We start from the raw sequence: 24,981 nt of genomic DNA on the forward strand, positions 1-24,981 counted from the left end.
GTGGCCCCTCGAAATGAGCGGCGATCGACCATCCATTTCCCATGACCCAGCGTCACGCCGATGTTGAGGGCATTCCTACGTGAGGCACCGAGGACGTTTCGCGGGCACCTTCCGTGAGTTTCGTCGAAGAGGTTGCAAATCAGTGTGATGTGGGTAACATGGCGCACAGCAAGCCGGAGATATTTAGGGGAGAATCCAGCATGCGTCACAGAGCAGAGGGGCACCAAAACGGTGTAACCCGGTCGCTCCGATGGGCGATGCGGGGCGCTCTGAGTCTTGCTGGCGCGGCGCTTCTAGGGGGCGCGTTGACTGCGGCAGCTTCGGCCGACGATTCCCTCGTCGGCGGTCTGCTCGAGGATGCCGGTGAGGTGGTGGAGGACACCACAGGGATCGTCGGATCTGTCACCGATGTGTCTGAGTCGGAGGGCCTCACAGTTGACGTGGGCGAGTCCACCGAGAACGAGCCAACGGACGAGTCGGCGTCCATCGTGGCGGAGGTTGTCCAGCCGGTGGTGGAGACGACCGAGGCGGTGACTGAGGCTGCTGAGCCGGTGGTGGAGACCACGGAGGCGGTGACTGAGGCTGCTGAGCCGGTGGTGGAGACCACCGAGGCGGTGACTGAGGCTGCTGAGCCGGTGGTGGAGACCACCGAGGCGGTGACTGAGGCTGCTGAGCCGGTGGTGGAGACCACCGAGGCGGTGACTGAGGCTGCTGAGCCGGTGGTGGAGACCACGGAGGCGGTGACTGAGGCCACCGAGCCCCAGGCTGACATCGACACAAGCGCGGCGTCACAAGCCCCGGCTCCCTCTGCCACAGAAGGTGATGAACAGGCTGAACCGGTTGTATCGGAGAGCACCGTAGCCGTGGAGGACTCGGGGTCATTGCTCCGCGAGGTCACCGGATTGCTCGCACCGGTGACATCACCGATCGACGATGTTGTCGAGCCGGTGACCGGTGAGCGGATCACATCCACCGTGGGGCGGGTCGCCGACCGTGTACGCGTTCCAGTTGTGGACGAGCTGGCCGCTCCTGTGGTGGACGACGTGGTTGCCCCGGTCCTCGCCCCAGTGGTGGACGACGTGGTTGTCCCGGTGGTTGATGGAGTCGCTGCCCCCGTTCTTGCCCCGGTGCTGGACCAGGCTGCCCCGGTTCTTGCTCCGGTTCTGCAGGATGTCGTGACGCCGGTTGTCGGTTCGGTCGCTACTGAGGTGGCAACTCCGATCGTTACCTTCGTGGCAGGGGAACCCTTCGCCGCGGTGGTGATCGGTGCACCGATGGATGTCGATGACTACTCATCTGCACATCTCGTGAGCGTTTCACCGTCGATACCGCTGGATGTTGATCCTCCCGCGGCGGAGTGGGTTGACGTCGAGACTCCGGTGTCAGAAGCGGGAGACGTGAACGCCGGGCGAGTGTCCGCGCCTTCGGCCGAGCTTGCTTTCGTTGCTCAGCCTTTTGCCGAGGTGGACGCGAACGCCACTAGCGCGCCGAACGGAACTGCCGTTGCGGCCGCGGCCAGCAATCCTGGTGCAGGTGAGGCTGGCGGCCAGAACGCACCGACCCCGGCGGGAGCCCCCACGTCCGCGCCGACCACCGCAAGTTCGGCCGGTCAGGCGTTCGGGGCGGGATACGCCGACGCTGTCGGCGGGCTGTTGCTGCCTGCAAACGCTTTGAGCACTGACTTGGCGGCGTCAACGCTGCCGACTGTCGCTGAGGTCATCCTCAAGGTCGCTGTCGCTCCTGACTGACGGGTGGACGGCTGGATTAGTTATCCAGCACGTCACCATGCGCCCGATGGGCGCATTCCACCCAACCAGTCAGGAGTATTTCCATGCATACCTACTTAAGGCGCGCGCTGTATACATCGCTGCTCGCCGGTGGGCTTACGATCGTTGGATCGGCAGGAGCTCAAGCTGTTTCCGATGGGCCCCCGATAGTGATGGAAACCGTCCAAGGGACCATCGCGAATGATGCCGGCATGACCGGCCCTGCACCCACCACAGTCGAAGCGTGCGACGCGCCTTCGGATGAAACTTCCACGAATGACAGCGGGGACGCCAGCGACGCTGGTGGACTCGTTTCTTCAGTTGTCGGCACCGTGGAATCGGCAATCGACCTTGAGGATGGCGGGATCCTTGAGGGGTCCTCCTCCGTTGAGGATGAACAGGCCGTGGACGAGGGCACAGTTGAAGCGTGCGCCACGGCCGAGGCACCAACTGACGCCCAAGAGGACTCGTCCTCGCCAGACGCTGCCGATCAGACCGAGCCGAGCGCGACTACAGCCTCGACCGCGGTAGTCCAGCCGGACGATCAGGCTGACAGCTCAGAGCCTGATGCTCAGAATGCGGCTTCAGACAGCGGTGAGAACGCAGAGGCGAATCACGATGAGTCGGCAGTGGCCGTCACCGCCGAGTCCACTGAAACGGTGGCCGAGACGGACGACGGCCAGGACGAATCGGTGACTGCTACCGCTGGTACCACTGCTGAGACCAACCAGCCTGTGAGCGCGGAAAGCACTGACGATTGCTGCTCGGTGGAGGATGTCACCAGCGAGGGCGCCGATGGGTCTGACGGGTCCGATGGGTCTGATGGCACGGACGGGTCTGATGGCACGGACGGTTCCGATGGCACGGACGGTTCCGACGGCACGGACGGTTCCGACGGCACGGACGGTTCCGATGGCACGGACGGTTCCGATGGCACGGACGGTTCCGATGGCACGGACGGTTCCGATGGCACGGACGGTTCCGATGGCACGGACGGTTCCGATGGCACGGACGGTTCCGATGGCACGGACGGTTCCGATGGCACGGACGGCACCGATGGCACCGACGGCACCGATGGATCTGACGGGACAAGCGGCGGCGATGAGGCGAAGCCGTGCTGCACGATCGATGACGTGACCGGCGAGGAAAGTGATCGGACCGACGGTCTCCTCGGAGGTGTCACTGACGGTCTGCTTGGTGGTCTGCTTGATGGTGGACTTGGTGGTTTGATCGGTGGGTCTGATGGCACGGACGGTTCCGATCGCACCGATGGCACCGATGGCACCGATGGCACCGACGGCACGGATGGTTCCGATGGCACTGATGGCACTGATGGCACTGATGGCACTGATGGCACCGACGGGTCTGATGGCACCGATGGCACGGATGGCACGGATGGTTCCGACGGGTCTGATGGCACCGATGGCACGGATGGCACGGATGGCACTGATGGGTCTGATGGCACGGATGGTTCCGATGGCACCGACGGGTCTGATGGCACCGACGGGTCTGATGGCACCGACGGGTCTGATGGCACCGATGGCACGGATGGCACGGATGGTTCCGATGGCACCGATGGCACCGATGGCACCGATGGCACCGATGGCACCGATGGCACCGATGGCACGGATGGTTCCGATGGCACCGATGGCACCGATGGTTCCGATGGCACCGATGGCACCGATGGCACCGATGGCACCGATGGCACCGATGGCACCGATGGTTCCGATGGCACCGACGGGTCTGATGGCACGGATAGCACGGATGGCACCGATGGCAGTGATGGGTCTGACGGGTCCGGTGGTCTGCTCGGTGGTGTGACTGGTGGTCTGCTTGATGGTGGACTTGGTGGTTTGATCGGTGGTTCTGATGGCACGGACGGGTCTGACGGCACTGACGGCACCGATGGGTCTGATGGCACCGATGGCGCTGATGGTTCCGATGGCGCTGATGGTTCCGATGGTTCCGGTGGTCTGCTCGGTGGTGTGACTGGTGGTCTGCTTGATGGTGGACTTGGTGGTTTGATCGGTGGTTCCGATGGCACCGATGGGTCTGACGGCACCGATGGCACCGATGGCGCTGATGGGACCGATGGTTCCGATGGTTCCGGTGGTCTGCTCGGTGGTGTGACTGGTGGTCTGCTTGATGGTGGACTTGGTGGTTTGATCGGTGGTTCCGATGGCACCGATGGGTCTGACGGCACCGACGGCACCGACGGCACCGACGGCACCGACGGCACCGACGGGACCGGTGGTTCCGATGGGACCGATGGCACTGATGGTTCCGATGGTTCTGACGGCACCGGTGGTTCTGACGGCACCGATGGCGCCGATGGGACCGACGGCGACTCCGACACGGTGGTATTCACCGTGGACGAAGCCATCCTGGAGGCGGAAGGTTCCGGCGAGCAGGTGCGGATGACGATCGTGGTGACCAATAGCAGTGACACTGCGGTCGAGAGCCTGATCGCTCGGTCGGACGTTGGTGAGCTGACCTGTCAGTCAACGACTTTGGCAGCCGGTGAATCCACTAGCTGTTCGGTCACATTCACCCCAACCGACGGTATGGATACCGTGACCGTGGCATTCGTCGATGAGGCGGATCCGACAACGGCCACGACGTACCAGTTCGCGTACAACGGCCCGAGCGGCGCCGGAGACGGGACCGCGGGAGTAGTAGGTGTCTCGGACGTGACTGGTGGCGTGACCTCGCCGAGTGGCGGGTCGATCGTGACTGGTGGCGTGACCTCGCCGAGTGGCGGGTCGATCGTGACCGGTGGCCTCGTTGGATCCATCGTCCCGGGCGATAGTGGTCTCACGGGCTACCCAATCGGGGTAGAGATGACTCCTCAGCTCGCAGCGACAGGTGCTGGCACGTATTACCTTGCTGGGATCTCGGCCATGTTGATACTTGCTGGCCTGGTTCTGATGCGTCGTCGTCGGACAGTAACCAACTGATCCACTGACTCTGAAAGCTCGCCGTTCGCTTGCCAAGGCAAATCGACGAGCTCCCGAGAACACCCTCTTATCGGACGGCTGATGCGCCGTCCCCAGAGCGGCGTCAATCAGCAACAGATGACAAACCCTTCAGTATCCCTTCGACCCATTGAGGGCTACTTGATTTGAGACTGGTGCGATCCATCGGCCTCATGAACACCTGAGAAATCACGATGATGAGAATGGAGAATGAGAATGTCCTTCACTACCTGGGGTCGCCGACAAGGTGACTCCGAACACGGAAGGGTCGAGAGGAAGTTGTCTCCGGCACTCGCACGCCGCACGACACGGACTGCGGCATCGGTCGTCATTGCCGCAGCCGCGAGCGTGGGACTGATGTCCTCCGCGATGGCAGCACCGGATGACCCGGATGATGCACAACTGGTGAGTACCACCGGTGCCGCCCAGGATGGCACGGGGTCTGGAGGCCAGGACAGCGGCCACGGTGGGCACGGGAGCGGCGACGCTGAAGAGTCCAGTGGTGGGCATGGGAGCGGCAACGCTGCCGGAGAGTCCGGTGGCGAACACGGAGGCCACGGGGGTGGAGACGCCTGTACGTTCTTCCTGGACCACATGTGGGCCAACGAAGACGGCATTCCGCTGATCGGGACGTTTTCCCACTTCAACGAGTTCCACACAGATGACGCCTACGAAAATCTGGTTCTTTCGCTGGCCAGCGGCGCCATTGGTAACTCCGACATGCCGGTGATTGACATCTACGGCGGTCCGTTGGGCTGGATTCCCGTCTTCAATCCCTCGCACGTGAAGGGGCACGGTACCGACTACGTCACCTTGCTCACCTCGTGTGGCGGGATTGGTATCCCTCTGGACACCAATGACCTGACAACTCTGAATGTCCCGTCGGTTGAGGAACTGACGAACCTTTCAGACTTGATTATTCCGGGTCTGCCGAGTCCAGAAATGCTGACGGATCCCAGCTACATCTGGGAGACGACGGACGCGTCTGCCATCCTGGATCGGCTCGATCCTGAGACGATGCTGAACGTGAATGACTACGTGAGCTTCGCCGGTGATCATCTTGATACCTGGCGACTGCTTTGGGAAACGGCGCTGGAGAGTGTATCTAGCGGCAACCCCACCGAAATTCTGGAAGTCCTGCAGATTACGGAGAACATCAACACCCTCTCATCGCTCTCCACCGTTCTCGGCGGAGATGCGTCGAGTGACACTGGCGACGGTGAGGGCGGCCTGCTTGGTGGTCTGCCGACGGATGACCTCCTTGGTGATTTGCCGGTCGTGGGTGGCGATCCGGCCGACGGGAGCGATGAAACCGACGGCACCGATGGGACCGACGGCACCGATGGGACCGACGGCACCGATGGGACCGACGGCACCGATGGGACCGATGGGACCGACGGCACCGATGGGACCGATGGTGACTCGGGCACGGTGGCTTTCACTGTGGACGAGGCGATCATGGAGGTCATTGCGGCTGCTGATACCCCGGATGGTGTGGGGGAGCAGGTTCAGGTGACGATCCCGGTGACCAATAACGGTGACTCGCCGATCGCGACTCTGGCTGCTCAGTCTGATGTTGGTGAGGTGACCTGTGAGGTCGCGGAGCTGGCTGCTGGGGAGTCCACCACCTGCTCGGTGACGTTCACGCCGACTGAGGGCGAGAACGCGGTGACGGTGACGTTCGTCGACGAGACGGACGACTTCAAGACTGGTTCCTTCCAGTTCGTGCTCACCTACGAAGGCACAGACGGGACCGATGGTTCTGACGGCACTGACGGCACTGACGGCACCGACGGCACCGACGGCACCGACGGTGACTTGCTGGGTGGTCTGCCCACTGGTGACCTGCTCGGTGGTCTGCCCACTGGTGACTTGCTGGGTGGTCTGCCCACTGGTGACCTGCTCGGTGGTCTGCCCACTGGTGACTTGCTGGGTGGTCTGCCGACCGGTGACCTGCTCGGTGGTCTGCCGACCGGTGATCTGCTCGGTGGTGACTCGGGCGAAGGGACTGATGGCGGTTCGGGCACGGTGGCTTTCACTGTGGACGAGGCGATCATGGAGGTCATCGCGGCTGCTGATACCCCGGATGGTGTGGGGGAGCAGGTTCAGGTGACGATCCCGGTGACCAATAACGGTGACTCGCCGATCGCGACTCTGGCCGCTCAGTCTGATGTTGGTGAGGTGACCTGTGAGGTCGCGGAGCTGGCTGCTGGGGAGTCCACCACCTGCTCGGTGACGTTCACGCCGACTGAGGGCGAGAACGCGGTGACGGTGACGTTCGTCGACGAGACGGACGACTCCAAGACTGGTTCCTTCCAGTTCGTGCTCACCTACGAAGGCACCGACGGGACCGATGGTTCTGACGGCACTGACGGCACTGACGGCACCGATGGCACCGACGGGACCGACGGGACCGACGGCACCGATGGTGGATCGGGCACGGCGGCTTTCGTTGTGAATCAGCCCACCCTGCAGGTCGTTCCGGCCGCTGATACTCCTGACGATGTCGGGGAGCAGGTCCGGATGACCATTCCGGTGACCAACAACGGAGACACCACCGTCACGTTGGGCGCTCAGACCGAAAGTGGTGAGGTGACCTGTGAGGCGGCGGAGCTGGCTGCTGGGGAGTCCACCATGTGCTCGGTGACGTTCACGCCGACTGAGGGCGAGAACGCGGTGACGGTGACGTTCGTTGACGAGACGGACGACTCCAAGGTCACTTCCTACCGGTTCCTCTGCAACTACGCCAGCGCGGCCAGTGCTGGCGGGAGCCACTCCTGATTCAGGTAAGCGCCTGAGGAATGGCCTTCTGTTGCAGGTCCATGGGCAGGACGCTCTGTACCGAGCGTCCTGCCTGTGGATGACCGATCTGTCGGCGGCGCTGGCTGTGTGCCAGCGTCGCCGACAGGGGGCCGATGGTTCTGGGGCCGGGTTGTAGCCCAGAGGTCATCGCGGGCCCCCCTTCATGGGACGAGATCGCGATCGTCCCACTTCGCCGTCTTCGGGCGTCTACGCGCTCTTGCGGCCTAACTGGGACACCCCGGAATGTTGTCTCGGGCACCGCGATGAGTCCGGGGACCCAGTGCCGACGACCGTCGGCTGAAAATGGGCCCTCGCGTCACACGCACAGGTGCTCGCTCAGCGGGCCAAGGAGGGCGAGGTGGGCCAGAGGAAAGGGAGACACGATGACAACACGACGCACGAAGAGGCCCTTGCTGGTCGGAGGCGGAGTGCTTGCGGGCGTTGCCGCACTGGTTCTGGGGGGCGCGGTTGCTGCAAGTGCGCACGTGGGCATTGCGGAAGAGACCGTCGAAGCTGGCGCATACGAGATCCTGACCGTCAGCGTCCCGCATGGGTGTGAGGGCTCTGCCACCAACGAGGTCGCCATTCAGATGCCCGAGGGAATCAACGCCGTCACACCGACCCGCAACCCCCTGTACACAGTTGAGGCGGTCATGGAGGATCTTGATGCGCCAATCACCGATAGCCATGGCAACGAGGTCACCGAGCGGGTAGCGCAGGTCGTGTACACGGCGGAGACGCCGCTGCCGGACGAGCAACGAGATGCTTTCGAGCTCTCCTTGCAGATCCCGGAAGACGCGGCAGATTCCACGCTCTATTTCCCGACGGTGCAAGGCTGCGAAGAGGGTGAGGCCGCATGGGTACAGATCCCCGAGGACGGCCAGGATCCCGACGATCTGGACGCCCCCGCCCCCAGCGTCGACGTTGTCGCAGCCAGTGAAGATAGCTCCGAGGTGAGCGGTGGGACTACCGACACCACGAGCGATGCTCAAGGCCCTGAGGAGGCCTCCTCGGCAGCGGATCAGACGCCGCTGCTGGTTACCTCGCTCGTGGTCGGCGGCCTCGGTCTGGTTGTCGCGGTGATTGCCCTGCTGAGGGGGCGCAAGAAGGCGTGATGACCTCCATCGCCGGGAAGCGACAGCCGCCACACGGCGTTTCGGCGGCCCGCTACCTGCTGGCGGCGATTCTGCTGGGCGGCTTGTTGGTTCTCACCGGCGCGCAGTCCGCGTCCGCGCACGCAGAACTGTTGAGCACCACGCCCGAGGACGGCGCAGTGCTCGAGCAGGCCCCCGCGGACGCGGTGCTGACGTTCAACGAGCCGGTGCAGCTCATCGACGGCAGCATCCGCCTGTTTCCCGGCGATGGAGATCCCCTCATCCTCGACGCACACGTCAGCGACGCCAACGTGGTCGCGCCACTTCCCGCCGATGCGGAGAACGGTCGGTATGCGTTGAGCTACCGAGTCGTCTCCGCAGACGGACACCCGATCTCCGGCGCGATCACCTTCACCATCGGCAATGCCAGTGATACCACCGCGGCGCCGGTCGTCGATACGCACACCTCGGCGGACGCCCAGTTCGCCCTGAGTGCCCTGACCGCGATCCAGTACCTCGGACTGCTCGTCTTCGCCGGACTGATCCTCTTCGACCGCGCGGTGCTGCGTAACCTCGGGGCGGCGGACCCACGAACCGTGCGCGTCCTGCGCTGGACCGGTATCGGCGCAGCCGGCGCATCGATCCTGCTGGTTCCGGTGTCCGCCCTGAACGTGACAGGTGACTCCCTGTCCGCCCTCGCCACGCCATCCGTCTGGTGGGCCGGTGTGCTCTCGGCTCCGGTCACCGCAGCAGCCGTCGTGCTCGTGGGCACGGTCGGCGCATACCTTCTGGCGACGCGCAGCGCCGAACGCAGCGCCGCACGCCTACTCGCACTGGTGCCTGCCCTCCTTGCTCTTGCCGCTCCAGTCTTGGTCGGCCACACCCGACTCGTCGAGCCCCGAGCACTCGTCGCCGCCGCCGATCTCGGACATCTCCTCGCTGGCAGTTTCTGGGCGGGAGGAGTCGTGGGTCTGCTCTTGCTTCTGGCCTCGGCACGCGCCGCGGGCGACGGCGCGGCCAGCCCTGATCCGATGGGCGCCGCAGCGGTCGTCGCGAGGTTCTCCCGACTGGCGATCTGGAGCGTCGCGATCCTCGCGATCAGCGGCACCGTCATGGGCATCCTGATCGTCGGAAGTTTCGCGACGCTGTTCACCACGGGATATGGGCTCACCCTTCTGTCGAAGGTCGGGATCATCATTCCCATCGTGGCGATCGCCGGCTACAACCGATTTCGGGTCCTCCCCAAGCTCTCCACGCATCCGAGGGCACACAGGTGGCGCCACCTCAGGCGAACCCTTGGCTGCGAGGCTGCGCTCCTGGCCGTTGTCCTCACGCTCACCGGTTTCCTCACCAATCTCAGCCCGACGCACGAGCGCCACGGTGACGCCATGGGCAACACGGCGGCCGCCGAGACAGCCACCATCAGCGCGGATACCCAAGGACTCACGATCAACGGTGCTCTCGAACCTGCGTTGGCCGGTACCAACACGCTCTCGTTCACGCTCCAGTACGAGGATGAGCCGGTCACATCGGACGAAGTCACGATCCGCGCGAGCCTGCCTGAACACGAGCTCGGACCCTTCGAGATCACCCCCGATCTCGACCCGGCGAGCGGCGAGTACTCCGCGCAACTCGCCCTACCCGTCGCAGGAACCTGGCACCTCCAAGTCATCGCTCGAGTGTCGACGTTCGCTGAACCGATCGTGTCGGTACCTGTCACTGTGCGCTGAGTCTGCCAATCTGCTCCTTCGCGGCAGGGTTCAGCGGGAGTCGAGCTGGCCGGTCCCGTGCATGGTGGACTCGACCGGTTCGTGCAGCAGGGTGGGATCGCGCTGCAGGTACGTCTTCGTCTCCCGAGCGATCAGACCAGCGCAGATCACCAGCCCGATCAGGTTCGGCAGCGCCATCAGCCCGTTCATCACGTCCGCGAAGCTCCAGACCACGGACAGCTCGGTGGTGGCCCCGACGAAGATCACCACGCTGAACACCACCCGGTAGGGGATGACGCCCTTGATACCGACCAGGCGCTCGAGGCATCGCTCACCGTAGTACGCCCAGCCGAGCACCGTGGAGAAGGCGAAGAACACCACTGAGATCGTCACGATGTAGTGGCCCCAGTCGCCGACCCCGCGGTTGAAGGCCTCGGCCGTCATCTCCGCACCCTCCAGCCCGCTGCTCCAGGCTCCGCTGATCACGATCACCAGACCGGTCATGGTGACCACGATGATGGTGTCGATGAACGTCTGGGTCATCGATACCAGGCCCTGACGCACCGGGTGGCGGGTCTGCGCAGCGGCCGCCGCGATGGCCGCTGACCCCAGGCCGGACTCGTTCGAGAACATGCCGCGGGCCACACCGAACTGGATCGCCGCCGCCACTGTGGCGCCCACGAAGCCGCCGGTCGCCGCGGTACCGGTGAACGCATCGCTGAACACCAGGGCGAGGGCACTGGGGATCTCGCCGACGTTCAGCACGAGCACGAGCATTCCGCCGGCCACATAGAGCACGATCATCAACGGCACGAACCCGGCCGTGACCCGTCCGATCGACTTGATCCCGCCGATCAGGACCACCGCGGCGAACACCGCCATCACCGCACCCGACACCCATCCAGGCACTCCGAACGTGTTCTCCACCGATGCGGCGACTGTGTTCGCCTGGGTCATGTTCCCGATGCCGAAGCTGGCGAGCACGGCGAACACAGCGAAGAGGATGGAGAGCACCAGGCCGAACTTGTTCGGGATCGCCTTCGCGAGGTAGTACTGCGGCCCGCCGGAGATCTTGCCCTTGGCATCCTTGGTGCGGAACCGCACCCCCATGAACGCCTCGGAGTACTTGGTGGCCATCCCGAGTACACCGGTGACCCACATCCAGAACAACGCGCCCGGTCCGCCGAGGTAGATCGCGGTGGCGACTCCCGCGATGTTTCCCACACCGACGGTGGCCGCGAGCGCCGTCGTGAGCGCCTGATAGTGGGAGATGTCCCCCTCGGCGTCCTTGTCCCTGCGCCCCACTAGGGCGAGCCGCATCGCCCGGCCGAGGGTGCGCAGCTGCAGCCCCTGCAACCGGATCGTCAGGTAGATGCCGGCGCCGAGCAGCAGGGGGATGAGCAGCCATGGCCCCCAAACGAACGTGCTCGCCGCGTCCAAGCCCTCTTGCAGCGTATCCATGGAAGACGACCCTAGAGGTGATGTCCATCACAGTACAGACCCACGGGCGTCGACGCGGCGATGGCGAGTGCGGTTCGGCCTCGGGTGGCGGGCTGAGACAATCACCGGGTGAGCAGCGGTCAGCCGGGGACACAGCGCGCTGTGCCGTTCCGTCGCCTCGGCGGGCTCACCTGGGCGCATTTCCTCAACGACGGCGCCTCGAACTACCTGCCCGGTGTGCTTCCCGCGGTGCTGGTGACGATCGGGCAACCGGTACAGATGGCCGCGGTGCTGGTCACCGCCCTCACCGTGGGCCAGGCGCTGCAGCCGGTGGCGGGCCGGATCGCCGACCGCCTCGGCGGAAAGAGTCTGGTGCTGATCGGACTGGCGATGACCTCCGTGGGTGGCGGTCTGATCGGCGTGGTGCGCTCGACCTGGCTGCTGGTGGTGCTGCTGGTGCTGATCGGAGTGGGTAACGCGTTCTTTCATCCCCAGGCGATCGCCAGTGTGCGGCAGATGATCAGCGGCCGGCAGGGTTTGCTCACCTCGGCCTTCCTGGTCGGTGGTGAGCTGGGTCGCGGCTTGTGGCCCACGATCGCCAGCCTGATCGTGGCCCGCGCCGGCCTCGAGTACCTCTGGCTGGTGGCGGTGCCCGGTGTGCTCACCCTGCCGTTCCTGGTCCGATGGCTGCCCGCTCTGCCGCCGAAACGTGCCCGCGGGCCGGCGATCCAGCTCAGCGTTCATGCCCGACCGATGGCGCTGCTGATCGGCTACCAGGGCGTACGGATGGTCGGCATCTACGCCTTCGCCACCTTCATCCCGGTGCTCTGGAGCCAACGAGACCAGCCGCTGGTGGCCGGTGCCTCGCTGATCACGACGATGATGACCGTGGGCGTGATCGGCAATATCGGCGGCGGCTATCTCACCGACCGTATCGGCAGCCGCGCCACGCTCATCATCTCTGCTGTCGGCAGCGCCGTGCTGATCGTGCCCACCGCGTACCTCACCGGACCGATGGCCTGGGCGGCCGCGGGCCTGCTCGGAGTGATGATGTTCCTCAGCGCCTCCACCACCGTGCTGCTCGGACAGGACATCTTCGCTGAGAACCCGTCGATGGGCTCCGGGATTGCGATCGGCCTGGCGAACGGCATCGGGGCCGTGCTGGTACTGGTGATCGGCATCTGGGTGGGCGATTCGGTGCAGCCGGTGTTCTGGTTGCTCGGCCTCCTCAGCCTCGCCTCCGCAGCCCTCGTGCCGTTGTTCGACCGTCGTCTGGTGGGCTGAGATCGCTCCAGTGGCCCCGCGATCGCTGCAAAATGCCTTGGCCACCGACAGGCGCCCCATGCCAGCCTGGGCTCCTCGCCGCCCGGCCGGGTGGGCGAGGAGGGGAAGAGGGGCCTGTGCGAGTGTGCGCGCCGACAGAGGCGCTCCGCACCGTGCTCATCACCGATGGAGGAAGAGATGACTGAAACCACAACCGACCAGGCCGGGACCGAGGACCCGCTGCCGCTGCCGGGCACCGGCGCGATGTTGACGATCAACAGCCCGCTGTCCGAGGAGTCCGTGCACCGGCTGGCCCGCGCCGCAACAGCGCACCACCCGGCATCGATCCTGGATTATGGCTGCGGCTGGGCCACCATGCTGCTCGCCTGCCTGGACCAGGCCCCGCACGCCCGCGGCGTGGGACTGGACGTGCACCAACCCGATATCGTCCGCGGGAGCGCCGCCGCGCAAGCCCGAGGGCTCAGCGACCGGGTGGAGTTGCGCGCGGCGGAGGCGGCCACGAACACCGATCGGGCCGATCTACTGATCAACCTCGGCGCCTTCCACGCCTTCGGCACCATCGGCGAAGCCCTGACCGCACTGCGCGGCCGCCGCACCGAGGGCGGGCGCCTCCTCTTCGGGTGCGAGTACTGGGTCACGCCGCCGACCACCGACGAGCTCGCGCACATGTGGCCCGAGGCATCGGTTGCCGACTGTGACAGCCTCCCGGAGATTGCCGATGCCGCGCTCGCGGCCGGCTGGCAGATCCTGGACCTGCATGACAGCACCCGGGCCGAGTTCGACGCCTTCGACCTCGGACACCTCCGTGAGCGGCAGGAGTGGCTCACCCGCCATCCCGAGCACCCGGAAGCCGGCCAGATCTCGGCCGAGGTCACCGACTGGCTGCGCGGCCACCGCCGCCCGATGGGATTCGCCACCTTCCTGCTCGGCTGACGCGGCTGGTGAGTGAACCAGCCAGGGGATGACCCCACGGAGTTCACTCACCAGCCGTCAGACTGCCACTAGTTGGCGTAGAGCCAGAGGCCGTCGATCGTTGTCAGGTTGACCCAGCCCGCGGTTCCCGCCGTCAGCTCGAACTGGTATTCCGGCAAGTCACCAAGGGAGATGACGTTCGCGCCGCCGCTCTGGTTGTTCACGATGTAGTGCGGCCCGAACTCGTTGTAGAGCTGGTGCTTGCCGTAGCTCCAGTAGACGTGCTCGGGCGTCTGGGTAGCCTCCCCAGCGGGGTTGTAGATGCAGACGGCACCGTACGGACACCCGTTGTGCGGGCTGCCTTCGGCGCTCGGCGAGTCGCTCGCGTGCGCTGTGCCCACCATGGTCGCCGAGAGCGCGACAGCGGCGCCCGCGCTGGCCACGGCCCTGCGGAGTCGATGTGTGCTCATATCGAATGTTTCCCTTCGTGTCGTCGGAGTCTCTGGTCATGCCCTGAAGTCGGGTCGAGACCAGATCTGGTGGACCGTCGGGCAGGCATCGGCTGTGCTCAGCCACAGGGACCGGCGGCCGGTGCCACGCCTGATCGGCCCGATTCGGCCCAGTGGCTGAGCCGAATCGACTGGATGGGACACCGGATTCGCCCTGCTCGGTACCCCCGCAGCCCTCGCTCTGCCGCAAAGCGCTGCCGTCGGCGTCCTCAGAGTCGGTGGCCCCAGGCTCGCAGTGTCAGTTGTTGTCGTCCGGCGAACTCGCGGCGAGATCAGCCGGTCCGACGATGCTAGGAGGAGTCCGGGATCGGGCCCAACGGAATTTCCGTGGCGGTTCAGTCTCGCCGCAGGAGCACCAAAGTCTCGAAGTGGCCGCTCTGCGGAAACATGTCCAGCACCTGCGCGCGCACCGGGTGCAGCGAGCCCATCACGGTGAGGTCCTTGGCCAGGGAGTCCACGTGGCAGCTGGAGTAGAGCACGTGCCGCACTCCGGAGTTCTCCAACCAGCTGGCCAGCTCGGTGCCGAGGCCGCGGCGCGGCGGATTCACCACCACCAGGTGAGGTGGCTCGCCTGCCCGGGTGGCGAAGTTCGTGGAATCGCCGACGGCGAAGCTCACCTGGTCGCTCAGGCCGGCATCCGTAGCACTGCGCTGGGCGCTGGCGATCGCCTGGTCGCTGATCTCCACCCCGGTCACTGTGCGGCCGGAGTCGGCCAGGTGCAGAGCGAAACCGCCTACCCCGCAGTACAGGTCCCACACTGTGCGCACCCTCAGATCGTGGATCCAGTCCTGTGCTCGCTGGTAGAGCGCCGTCGCGATGGCGGTGTTCGTCTGGAAGAAGCTTTGCGGGCGCAGGTGCAGCACTACGTCGCCCAGGTCGAACGGCAGCGTCTCGGTCTCGGTGAGCACGATCTCGCGATCACCCTCGATCACCGCGGCATGCGCCGGCTGCAGGTTCACCGAGGCCACCACCAGGTGCGGAAGCGCTGCCTGCAGTGCCGGCAGGTGCTTGCGAATGCGCGGCAGCGCCTCAGTGGAACGGAGCACGAACCGGACCATGAGCTCCCCGGCGGGGGACGCCGTCACCAGGAGGTACTTGAGCTCTCCACGACGGGACGGCACCTCGTACGGGGTGAGTCCCGCCGTCGTGATGAACGAGGCGAGAGGCCCGAGTGCGGTGACGATCGGCTCCTCGTGCAGCCCGCACCAGCGCAGGTCCACGCCGGTGCCGTCCGGTCCGAGGATGCCCAGCGTGGGGGCCGCCACCGTTCCGCCGACCACCATCTTCGCCCTGTTTCGGAAGCCCGACTCGGTGGAGGTGACCGGTTCCAGCCAGTCCACTGCGCCGCTGCCAGCCGTGGCCACCGCTGCGCGGGCGCGCGCATCTTTACCGGCGAGCTGCTCGGCGTACGGAGTCTCGATCAGCGTGCACGAACGACATCGGCCGCTGTCGTAGTACCCGCATTGCACGCACCGAGCGTACGCCGGGCCGGCGCCGACGCCAGATTCAGCAGGACATCGCCAGCAGATCGCTGGAGAATCGGTGCTGGTGCGGCGCGCTTGCCGACGGTGACGACGGATCCGCACCGAACGGAGCGTGAACGATGGGACTGACCGTTGGTTTCGACGACACTGAGCAGGGCCGGGATGCGCTCGAGCTCGGCGTGCTGCTCTCCCAGGCGTTCGGCCGCACGCTGACCGTGGCCACGGTCTTCCCGCGGGAGGACAACGGGGTGCTGCACGGGGCTGCCGACAGCCAGTGGCGCGCGGCAGAGCGAGCCAAGGCCGACGCCGTGCTCGCTGTCGCGCGGGACCGGGTCGGCGACCGGGTGCCGATCGAGACGATCGCCCTCGGCCCGGGCTCAGCTGCTCGCCTGCTGTACCAGTACGCCGAGGACGAGCAGCCGAGCGCGCTGGTGCTGGGGTCCAGCGCACAGGCCTCGTTCGGCCTCGTCTCTCCGGGCAGCACGGTGGAGCGGCTGCTGCACGGGATCTCCTGCCCTGTGGTGGTGGCGCCGAAAGGCTATACCGCCGATCCCGGACTCGCCGGCCCGATCGCGGTTGCCTATGACGGCAGCGAGGAGGCGGAGAACGCGGTGGAGTTCGCAGCGCGGCTGGCAGCTGAGGCGGGTGCTGCCATCCGGGTGGTCGCCGTGGCTGAGGGTGCGATGCGGTCGGGGCTGGAAGAGCAGGTTCCGGCGGTGGCCGCCAGCCTGGATGTGCCGGCGACCGGTGAGATCCTCCCGGTGCGGCGCAGCGTGGCCGCTGTGCTCAGCGATCTGCCGGGGGAGCGGCCGAGTGCGCTGGTCTGCGGCTCGCGCGGGTACGGTCCGGTGCGCCAGGTGTTCCTCGGCTCGGTGTCCGTGCGGGTGGTGCGCGCTGCCGCCTACCCGGTGGTGGTCGTCCCGCGGCCCTGACCGCGCCCGCAGCGCTCCGCTGCCACCGGACCGCGCGCATCCTGGCCGACCGGGACCTTGCGGTCCTCCTGACGCGCCACCAGACACCCGATGTCCCGGTCGGCGGGCACCTGGCAGAAGTTCTTTGGCGAGCATGTCGATTTACTCGATCCCCCGTCGACGTCATAGTAAGAGGGCGCAACCGGCGCTCTCTCGACGCACAGGAGTGAGAACAATGAAGTACATGCTGATCATGCGCAGCACCGCCGAAGCGGCCGCGGAGTTCGAGAACGTCGACTTCGAGGAGATCATCAACGCGATGGGCCGCTACAACGAGGAGCTGATGAACGCTGGCGTGATGATCGACGGCGCCGGACTGTCCGACGCCAGCGAGGGCGCCGTCGTCAACTTCGACACCGAGGACCCGGTAGTCACCGACGGCCCGTACGGGGAGATCCACGAGCTGTTCAACGGCTACTGGACGCTCGAGGTACCCACGAAGGCCGAGGCGATCGAGTGGGCGCGCCGCGCACCGCTCGGTAAGGGCGGACGGCTCGAGGTCCGCCGGGTCACCGACGAGTCCGACTTCGAGGACTTCTCCGACAACGAGTACATCCAGAAGGAGGAGGGCTGGCGCGCCGAGCAGGAGCAGCGCCGCGCGCAGGCCACCGAGGCGTGAGCGAGGACCTCACCGACCGGCTGGATGCCGTCTGGCGGATTGAGGGCTCCTCGGTGATCGCCACGCTCGCCCGGATGACCGGGGACGTGGCGTTCGCCGAGGACCTCGCCAGCGAGGCGGTCGTCGCCGCGCTGAAGCAGTGGCCCGCCGAAGGTGTTCCGAAGAACCCGGGCGCCTGGTTGACCGCTGTGGCCAAGCGCCGGGCGATCGACACCTGGCGCAGAGATGAACGCCGCCAGGACCGGTATGCCCAGCTCGCGTTGGCGCAGACCGCGAGCATGACCCCCGAGTGGGAACCGATCGAGGATGACGTCCTCCGGCTGATCTTCATCGCCTGCCACCCGGTGCTCTCCCGGGAGTCCCAGGTGGCGCTGACGTTGCGGATCGTGGGCGGGCTGACTACCTCCGAGATCGCCCGAATGTTGCTCACCTCGGTGCCCACCGTGCAGGCCCGGATCACCCGGGCCAAGCGCACGCTCAGCGAGGCGGGGGTGCCGTTCGAGACCCCGGAACCGGACCAGTGGGGCGGGCGGCTGGTCGGCGTGCTCGCCGCGGTCTACCTGGTCTTCACCGAGGGGTATGCCGCCACCGACGGCGCAGCGCTGGTCCGCCGGGATCTCGCCCGGGAGGGGCTCCGGGTGGCGCGGGTGCTCGCCGGCCTGGTCCCGGCCGAACCCGAAGCGCACGCTCTGGTGGCGCTGATGGAGCTGCAGTCCTCCCACTTCCCTGCGCGCATCGACTCCGGCGGGAATGCGGTGCTGCTGCAGGACCAGGACCGGCGCCGCTGGGACCGGGCGCAGATCCGGCGCGGGCAGGCTGCGCTCGCCCGGGCGGACGCTCTCGGCCGGGGCCGCGGCCCCTACGGCCTGCAGGCGGCGATCGCACAGTGCCACGCGGTGGCGCCGAGCGTGGCCGCGACCGCCTGGGACCGGATCGTGGTGCTGTACGAGGCGCTCGGGCGGCTGGCGCCCAACCCGGTGGTGGAGCTGAACCGGGCGGTAGCGATGGCGATGGCCGGCAGCCCGGAGGAGGCGCTCAAGGTGGTGGAGCAGGCGGCCGAGGCGAAGGGGCTGAAGAACTCCCATCTGGTGCCGAGCGTGCGCGGAGAGCTGCTCAGCCGGCTCGGCCGCACCGCGGAGGCCCAGCGGGAGCTGCTCACTGCCGCGGGCCTGGCCGGCAATGAGCAGGTGGCCCGCACCCTGCGGGCGAAGGCGGCCGAGCTGGAGTCGCACTGACCGATGGCGGGGCTGACCTGCCTCCCCGTGGTGCTACGAGGAGCCGGGGGTAGTCGGGGCCTGCTCGCCGAGAAGGGCGGGAATGCTACCGGCGTACAGCGCATCCAGAATGCGGTCCGGTACCTCGGCGTCGACGATCTGCACCTGCACCCAGTCGCCGCTCTCGGTCACTTCGGTCGCGCCGAGCAGATCCTGCCACGGCTGGCCGTTGCGAGGGTCCACGCCGTTGGCCAGCGACTCGCGGACCGTGTCTGCCATGGCTGCCGGGTCCTCGCTGCGCACGCACAGAGTGCTGGCGGGCTCCTCGGCGGTTCCGCTGAACCCGATGGCTAAGGAGGTGGCCGGCGCCGCCCGCTCACCTGAGTGCAGCTCGGCCGCCACTACCTCGCCCAGGCAGTCCGTGACGCCGGTGTAGACCTCGGCGTCGGAGACACGGTCGTCGGCGCCTTCGACCAGGGAGACCACGGCGCCTTCGGTGGTCGCTCCGATCAGGGTGGTCTCGCCCACCCACACGGTGTTCATCGTGGCCATCACTTGCGGTGGGAGGGAGTCGTCCGCGAGGTCGACCTCTCCGTCAGCGCGCCGGACCAGCAGGCTGCCGTCACCGAGATCGCTGCGCTCACCATCGGCATCGGCGAAGAAGTCCTCGGCGGCCGCGCCGTCCACACCGTCGAACCGGACGGCCGTGTTCGGCGGCTGGCCCACCCACAAGGCCGATGCGCCGTCGGAGTCGGAGGCCGGCAGGAGCGCCGGATCGAGCTGGGAGATCACCGGGGCGAGGCCGCCGTACCCGACCCGGCCGGCGGTCGCGAACGGATTCGGGAAGTCCTCGTACGCGCCCAGCTCGGTCGCTGCCGAGACGTCGGTGTAGGCGATCATCAGCAGGTTCTGGTCAGTTGCCGGGATCGCCGCGAGTGCGTCGCCCAGGCTGCTCGGCGGTTCCTCGACCGGGCTGCTCGGGGAGCAGGCGGCCAGCGTGAGGGTACTGGCCAGGGCCGTAACGGCGAGCAGAGCGGGAGTGCGGGTGCGCATGGTCTCATCCTGACAGCCGGGGAATGAAAAGCAATGGGCGCAGCAGGTCACCTCAGCACCGGTGTGCCCCGCGGAGGTCACCGCTGCGGTCTGAGGCGCTCCGCGCCTACCTCCGATCGCCCCACGTCCCTGCGATGGCGGCGCTCAGCCGCTGTGGGTCCGCGAGCACATTGATCTCGGTGATCCGGCCGCCGGCCACCGAGAACGCCATCACCGACCGCACCTGGCCGCCGACCACGACCACCACCCCAGGTGCTCCATTGATCCAGGCCGGCCGCAGGTTCGGCGCGAGGCGGCCATACATCGTGGCCTGCGAAGCGACGTCCCGCTGCCCGCGTAGCAGCAGGGTCAGCTCGCTCGGCCCGTCCCCGCCGTCGCAGCGCAGCAGGACCTCAGGGTGCAGCACGCGAACCAGCGCTTCGAAGTCACCCGCCTGCGCGGCAGCGAAGAATGCGCTGACCGTCTCCTGACCACCTGAGCCTGCGCCGTCGGGACCTGAGGACTCCGCCGGCGCCTCCAGCTGCACCCGGCGGCGAGCTCGCGAGGCGAGCTGGCGGGCGGCGGCGGGTGACTTCTCCAACAGGTGGGCGATCGGGTCGAACGGGACGTCGAAGAGGTCATGCAGCACGAAGCTGACCCGTTCGTCCGGGTTCAGCCGGCCCATCACCACCAGCATCGCCACACTGACCGACTCCCGCCACGCCACACGATCGGCGGGGTCATCGATCGGCGAGACCACCGGGTCGGGCACGCTGGTCTCCAGGGAGACCTCGGGGCGGCTGCGCTGCCCGCGCAGCATGTTCAGGCAGACCCGCCCGACGGCGGTGGTCAGCCAGGCGGGCAGGCTGCGGATGTCCTCGTCGCCGGTGCGCGCCAGGTGCAGCCACGTGTCCTGCACGGCGTCCTCGGCGCCCTGGTGGGAACCCAGCATCCGATAGGCGATGGCGTGCAGGCGTGGCCGCTCCTCCTCGAAGGACTGAGCCAAGGTGTCGGTCGGTGTCACATTCTTCGGTTCTGTCGGTTCAGGTCAGTGAAACACACACAGAAGCCGCGGCACAGACCCGGCTCGACCTGAGGAGAACACTTGATGGGCATGAACATCCTGGTCACCGGTGGCACCGGACTGCTGGGGCGGCAGGTCCTGCCGTTGCTGCAGCAGGAGGACCACACGGTGCGGGTACTGAGCCGCACGGCGGCATCGCTACCTGACGGCGTGCAGCATGTGGCGCAGGACCTGCGCTCGAGCGAGGGTCTGGACGAGACGCTGGCCGGTATCGACGTGGTGCTGCACCTGGCTGGCGGCGCCTCGGGTGATGACCAGACGACGCAGAATCTGGTCACCGCGGCGGAGCGGCAGGGGGCCTGGCATCTGGTGCTGATCTCGGTGACCGGTGCCGATGCGATGCCGATCGGCTACTTCGGGATGAAGGCTCGCGCTGAGCAGATCGTGACCGACTCGCAGGTACCGCACACGATCGTGCGGGTGGCTCAGGTGAACAACCTGTTGCTGCGGGCGGTGCGAGCGATGGTCAAGCTGCCGGTGGTGCCGACACCGGGCGGGCTGCGGGCGCAGCCGGTGGACGCTCGGGACGTGGCCGCCCACCTGGCTGCTCTCACTCTGGCGGCGCCGGCCGGCCGGGTCCCGGACCTGGTGGGCCCGGACGTCTTCGAGATGGGCGACCTGCTCCGGTCCTACGCCGAGGCCGCCGGTAAGCGCCGCCTCTTCATGCCGATGCGCCTGCCTGGGAAGGTGGGCGTGGCCTACCGGGAGGGGCGCAACCTCACTCCTGGCGTCGATGCCACCGTCGCTCCGCGTACCTGGGCCGACTTCCTCGCCGAGCAGGACGTGGCCGGACGACGAAAGCAACCGCAGCGGTGATACCCAGAGGTTGACCCCAGGGACGGTAAGCAGTACCTTACGTAAGTGGCAACTTACGGAGAGGCGTTGACGGCGCTGGCCGACCCCACGCGTCGGCTGGTATTTGAGCGGGTGGCCGATGCTCCGAGCTCGGTCACCGCTCTGGCGGCCGAGCTGCCGGTGAGCCGGCCAGCGGTGTCCCAGCATCTGCGCGTGCTCAAGGATGCCGGACTGGTGGCCGACCGAGCCGAAGGCACTCGCCGGATCTATTCGGTGGACCCGCAAGGAGTTGCCGGCCTCCGCGACTATCTGGACGGGTTCTGGAACCGGTCACTGGTCGCCTTCAAGCGTGCTGCGGAGGCTTCCGCACCCGAGAACGAACCAAGGAGCACTGATGACCAGTAGCGAGCAGGCCACGAGCACGACGGCCTCGATCCTGGTGGACGTAACGGTGGAGCATGCGTTCCGGGTCTACACCGAGCAGATCCATACCTGGTGGAATCCCGACCATGTGCTGCTCGACGCGCCGCTGGCGGCAGTGGTCCTCGAACCCGGCGTGGGCGGGCGGATCCTGGCGCGGGGTACGGACGGTAGCGAGTGCGCCTGGTCCCGGATCCTTGACTGGGACCCACCTCACCGGCTGCTGTTCAGCTGGGACATCACCCTGCAGTGGACGATCGAGACCGATCCGAACCGGTGTAGCGAGGTGGAGGTGGCCTTCACGCCGGTGACCGAGAGCCGGACCCGGGTGCAGATCGACCACCGCCACCTGGATCGCCACGGCGAGGGCTGGGAGTCGATGGCGCACTCGGTGTCCGCAGCCGACGGCTGGGCGCACGACCTGACGCTGTTCGGCGCTGCCGCCCAGGCGTGATGCCCAGACCATTCGTCGGGCACGGCTTCGCTGAGCAGGGAAGAATGTTCGCGTCCGGATGTCTGGAGAGAGGAAACCCACGATGACCACGTTCACCGCGTGGAAGTTCGACACCGCCGACGCAGCGGAGACCGCCGCCCAGACCCTCAAGCAGGCCTGGAGCGAGCGACTGGTGAAGATCGAGGACTACGCGGTGGTCCAGTGGCCTGCTGATGCCGACCAGCCCAAGGTGAAGTACGAGGACCGGGACCAGTGGCGGGCCGCCGGCTGGGGAGCGCTCATCGGCGCCGTGGTCGGTTCGTTGCTCCTGCTCCCGACGATCGGGGCCGCGGCGGGGGCCGCGATCAACCTGTTGCGCAAGCGCGCCCAGGATGTGGGCATCACCCAGGACCAGCTCGATGCCATCGGCCAGCAGGTGGTCGCCGGTACCTCGGCGTTGTTCGTGGTGTCTTCCGACGGCGATCTGGACCGGCTCGCTGAACGGTTCCGCGGGCAGAATGGTCGGCTGATCGCGAGCAACCTGGTCAAGGGCGAGGTCGAGGACGTCAAGCGGGCGTTCGAGGACTGACCCGCTCGCCCCGGTCGCTGTCTCCCCCAGCGTGGCGCAGGTCGCATCGCTCGTAACCGGCGTGTGAGGACAGGGTAAGAAGTGGGTGAGAACCTCCGGCGGCATCGGGCCGGCGTTCCTCCTGCGCCGTAGGCTCTGACACGTGAACAAGCGTGCGGGATCCTCGGCCCGTCGGCTCCGGCCGGCGCGGGCGCTGCGGCCTGCCCGCACCGGCCGGCCAGAGCCCACAGCGCACGTCGGAACCGGGGAGCACGAAGCTGCCGAGCTGGTCGACACCGGTGGCGTACCGGTCCCCCCTCCGGTCCCGCCACTGCGGGCGCCAGCGAAGGTGGCCACGCGTCCCGATGCCCCGGGACGGTTCCTGAAGGAGAAGGCCCGCCGGATGGTGCTCGGACAGGGCCCACCCACGATGCCGCTGGCTCAGCTGCGACGGGAGACCGGGCTGAGCGCTGCCGAGGAACGTTCCGTGCTCGACCTCGTGCTGCGGGTGGGGGAGGCGATGATCGGCACCGGAGCCCCGGTGGCCGCGGCGACCGTGGACATGCTCCGGCTCGCGGATGGTCTCGGCGTGAAGAACCTCACCGTGGACATCACCTTCACCTCCCTGACCGCGACCATCGACCGCGACGATGACCCGGTCACCAAGGTGCGGGTGATCTCTGCCCGTACCTCGGACTACAGCCGGCTCACCCAGATCTCCCGCCTGGTGGCAGACGTGGCCGCCGGGGAGATGGACATCGCGCAGGCGCACGCCCGGATGGAGACCGTGCTCGCCACGCCGCACCCGTACAGCCGCTTGGTGGTCACCGGTGCGCTCGGGTTGATGGCTGCCGCCGTTGCCGTGCTCCTCGGCGGCGGCTGGGCGGTCTCCCTCGTGGCCGCCGTGACCACGATCCTGGTGGACCGCACCCTGCGGTTCCTGCGCCACCGCGGGCTGCCCTACCTGTTCCAACAGACCGTCGGCGCCGCGATCGCCACCCTGGTGGCAGTGCTTCTGCTCTGGGGGCAGGACGCGTTCAACTGGGACTCGGCGCTGTTGCCGCCCTCGTTGGTGGTGGCCTCCGGAATCATGGTGCTACTCGCCGGACTTTCCCTGGTCGGTGCTGCCGAAGATGCGATCGCCGGGTTCCCGTTGACGTCGGCCGCCCGCTCGTTCGAAGTGGTCCTCTCCACGGTCGGGATCGTGGTGGGCATCGGTGTCATGCTGGCGATCGCTCAGCGACTCGGGGTGACCCTGAGTATCGGCGACCTCGAGGCCCGCGGCGGCGTGTCCCCGCTGGTCACCATGGCGGCCAGTGCGGTGATCGCCGGCGCCTGGGCGATTGCGTCCTACACGCGGTTGCGGTTCGTGGCTCTGATCGCCGTGGTCGGGGCGGTCGCCTCGGCGATGTTCAGCCTCGTCTCCGTGGCCGGGCTCAGCCCGGCCAGCGGCCCGTTCGGGGTGGCCGTCGCCTCGTTCGCCGCTGCGCTGACCGTGGGGCTGATCGCTGGCGGCCTCCGGGACAGGCTGCGGGTGCCGGCGATGGTGATCGCGGTCTGCGGGGTCACCCCGTTCCTGCCCGGCCTGGCGATCTACCGCGCGATGTACAACATCGTCGACTCCGGGCACCTGTTCGAGGGGATGGACCTGCTGGTGCGGGCGCTCTCGGTGGGGCTGGCTCTGGCTGGCGGTGTCACCCTCGGTGAGTACTTCGCCCGGCCGCTGACCGATGAGGCAGACAAGTGGCAGCGCCGGATGCGCCGGCAGGCCCGCGGCACCAGGATCTAGCGGGCCACGGATCAGCCAGCCGGGCACGGGCCACGCGCCAGGCGGCCACGGATCAGCCAGCCGGGCACGGGCACGGGCCAC

At 67.2% G+C, this 24,981-nt stretch carries 20 protein-coding genes; 15 read left to right on the forward strand and 5 right to left on the reverse strand.

Annotation, left to right across the window (positions count from 1 at the left end; all coding sequences use genetic code 11):
- Positions 1-113 precede the first annotated feature (113 nt).
- The 5 genes from FU260_RS00640 (at position 114) to FU260_RS00660 (ending at position 10,367) form a co-directional block, all read left to right on the forward strand.
- Positions 114-1,748, forward strand: a complete 1,635-nt coding sequence (locus FU260_RS00640) for a hypothetical protein (protein WP_147915301.1) — start codon at positions 114-116, stop codon at positions 1,746-1,748.
- Between the two features lie 677 nt (positions 1,749-2,425).
- Entirely contained in the window at positions 2,426-4,723 is a 2,298-nt protein-coding gene (locus FU260_RS00645) for a hypothetical protein (protein WP_168211592.1), read from the forward strand.
- Between the two features lie 375 nt (positions 4,724-5,098).
- The gene (locus tag FU260_RS00650) at positions 5,099-7,522 is read left to right on the forward strand and encodes a CARDB domain-containing protein (protein ID WP_147915303.1); all 2,424 of its coding nucleotides are present in this window, start codon (positions 5,099-5,101) and stop codon (positions 7,520-7,522) included.
- A 404-nt stretch (positions 7,523-7,926) separates the two neighbouring features.
- Positions 7,927-8,658 (forward strand): YcnI family copper-binding membrane protein, encoded by a 732-nt coding sequence (locus FU260_RS00655; protein ID WP_168211593.1) that lies wholly within the window; start codon positions 7,927-7,929, stop codon positions 8,656-8,658.
- The gene (locus FU260_RS00660; protein ID WP_147915305.1) at positions 8,658-10,367 is read left to right on the forward strand and encodes a copper resistance protein CopC; all 1,710 of its coding nucleotides are present in this window, start codon (positions 8,658-8,660) and stop codon (positions 10,365-10,367) included. Before FU260_RS00655 ends, FU260_RS00660 begins: the two co-directional genes overlap by 1 nt.
- A gap of 30 nt (positions 10,368-10,397) precedes the next feature.
- Here FU260_RS00660 and FU260_RS00665 read toward each other — a convergent pair whose 3' ends face one another.
- Positions 10,398-11,807 (reverse strand): alanine/glycine:cation symporter family protein, encoded by a 1,410-nt coding sequence (locus tag FU260_RS00665; protein WP_168211594.1) that lies wholly within the window; start codon positions 11,805-11,807, stop codon positions 10,398-10,400.
- Between the two features lie 108 nt (positions 11,808-11,915).
- On the opposite strand from FU260_RS00665, the gene FU260_RS00670 reads away from it, so the two are divergent.
- On the forward strand, positions 11,916-13,070 hold the full coding sequence (locus tag FU260_RS00670; RefSeq protein ID WP_147915306.1) for an MFS transporter: 1,155 nt from the start codon (positions 11,916-11,918) through the stop codon (positions 13,068-13,070).
- Between the two features lie 177 nt (positions 13,071-13,247).
- Positions 13,248-14,003 (forward strand): SAM-dependent methyltransferase, encoded by a 756-nt coding sequence (locus FU260_RS00675; RefSeq protein WP_147915307.1) that lies wholly within the window; start codon positions 13,248-13,250, stop codon positions 14,001-14,003.
- A 68-nt stretch (positions 14,004-14,071) separates the two neighbouring features.
- Here the strand turns inward: FU260_RS00675 and FU260_RS00680 are convergent, their stop codons facing one another.
- Both FU260_RS00680 and rlmC read right to left on the reverse strand, forming a co-directional pair.
- Complete coding sequence (locus tag FU260_RS00680; protein ID WP_147915308.1) at positions 14,072-14,452, reverse strand: hypothetical protein; 381 nt, start codon at positions 14,450-14,452, stop codon at positions 14,072-14,074.
- A gap of 374 nt (positions 14,453-14,826) precedes the next feature.
- The gene (gene rlmC, locus FU260_RS00685) at positions 14,827-15,960 is read right to left on the reverse strand and encodes a 23S rRNA (uracil(747)-C(5))-methyltransferase RlmC (protein WP_147915309.1); all 1,134 of its coding nucleotides are present in this window, start codon (positions 15,958-15,960) and stop codon (positions 14,827-14,829) included.
- Between the two features lie 134 nt (positions 15,961-16,094).
- Between rlmC and FU260_RS00690 the strand changes: the two genes are divergently transcribed.
- The 3 genes from FU260_RS00690 (at position 16,095) to FU260_RS00700 (ending at position 18,800) form a co-directional block, all read left to right on the forward strand.
- A complete protein-coding gene (locus FU260_RS00690; protein WP_147915310.1) occupies positions 16,095-16,907 on the forward strand; it encodes a universal stress protein in 813 nt (270 codons plus the stop codon).
- A gap of 214 nt (positions 16,908-17,121) precedes the next feature.
- Entirely contained in the window at positions 17,122-17,565 is a 444-nt protein-coding gene (locus tag FU260_RS00695) for a YciI family protein (RefSeq protein ID WP_147915311.1), read from the forward strand.
- Entirely contained in the window at positions 17,562-18,800 is a 1,239-nt protein-coding gene (locus FU260_RS00700) for an RNA polymerase sigma factor (RefSeq protein ID WP_235912131.1), read from the forward strand. The genes FU260_RS00695 and FU260_RS00700 overlap by 4 nt, the downstream gene beginning before the upstream one ends.
- Positions 18,801-18,833: 33 nt before the next feature.
- On the opposite strand, the gene FU260_RS00705 is transcribed toward FU260_RS00700, so the two are convergent.
- Positions 18,834-19,832 (reverse strand): hypothetical protein, encoded by a 999-nt coding sequence (locus FU260_RS00705; protein WP_147915312.1) that lies wholly within the window; start codon positions 19,830-19,832, stop codon positions 18,834-18,836.
- Between the two features lie 106 nt (positions 19,833-19,938).
- On the reverse strand, positions 19,939-20,835 hold the full coding sequence (locus FU260_RS00710) for a sigma-70 family RNA polymerase sigma factor (protein ID WP_147915313.1): 897 nt from the start codon (positions 20,833-20,835) through the stop codon (positions 19,939-19,941).
- An 84-nt stretch (positions 20,836-20,919) separates the two neighbouring features.
- Between FU260_RS00710 and FU260_RS00715 the strand changes: the two genes are divergently transcribed.
- From FU260_RS00715 to FU260_RS00735, 5 genes are all read left to right on the forward strand, one after another.
- Positions 20,920-21,711: an SDR family oxidoreductase gene (locus tag FU260_RS00715; RefSeq protein WP_147915314.1), complete on the forward strand. Its 792-nt coding sequence runs from the start codon at positions 20,920-20,922 to the stop codon at positions 21,709-21,711.
- A 45-nt stretch (positions 21,712-21,756) separates the two neighbouring features.
- The gene (locus FU260_RS00720; RefSeq protein ID WP_147915315.1) at positions 21,757-22,095 is read left to right on the forward strand and encodes an ArsR/SmtB family transcription factor; all 339 of its coding nucleotides are present in this window, start codon (positions 21,757-21,759) and stop codon (positions 22,093-22,095) included.
- Positions 22,085-22,564, forward strand: a complete 480-nt coding sequence (locus FU260_RS00725) for an SRPBCC family protein (protein ID WP_147915316.1) — start codon at positions 22,085-22,087, stop codon at positions 22,562-22,564. The genes FU260_RS00720 and FU260_RS00725 overlap by 11 nt, the downstream gene beginning before the upstream one ends.
- Before the next feature lie 82 nt (positions 22,565-22,646).
- Positions 22,647-23,132, forward strand: a complete 486-nt coding sequence (locus tag FU260_RS00730) for a DUF1269 domain-containing protein (protein WP_147915317.1) — start codon at positions 22,647-22,649, stop codon at positions 23,130-23,132.
- A 142-nt stretch (positions 23,133-23,274) separates the two neighbouring features.
- On the forward strand, positions 23,275-24,900 hold the full coding sequence (locus tag FU260_RS00735; protein ID WP_147915318.1) for a threonine/serine exporter family protein: 1,626 nt from the start codon (positions 23,275-23,277) through the stop codon (positions 24,898-24,900).
- Positions 24,901-24,981 lie beyond the last annotated feature (81 nt).

This window comes from Ruania zhangjianzhongii (genome assembly GCF_008000995.1).
In the GTDB taxonomy this organism is placed as follows: Bacteria; Actinomycetota; Actinomycetes; order Actinomycetales; family Beutenbergiaceae; genus Ruania; species Ruania zhangjianzhongii.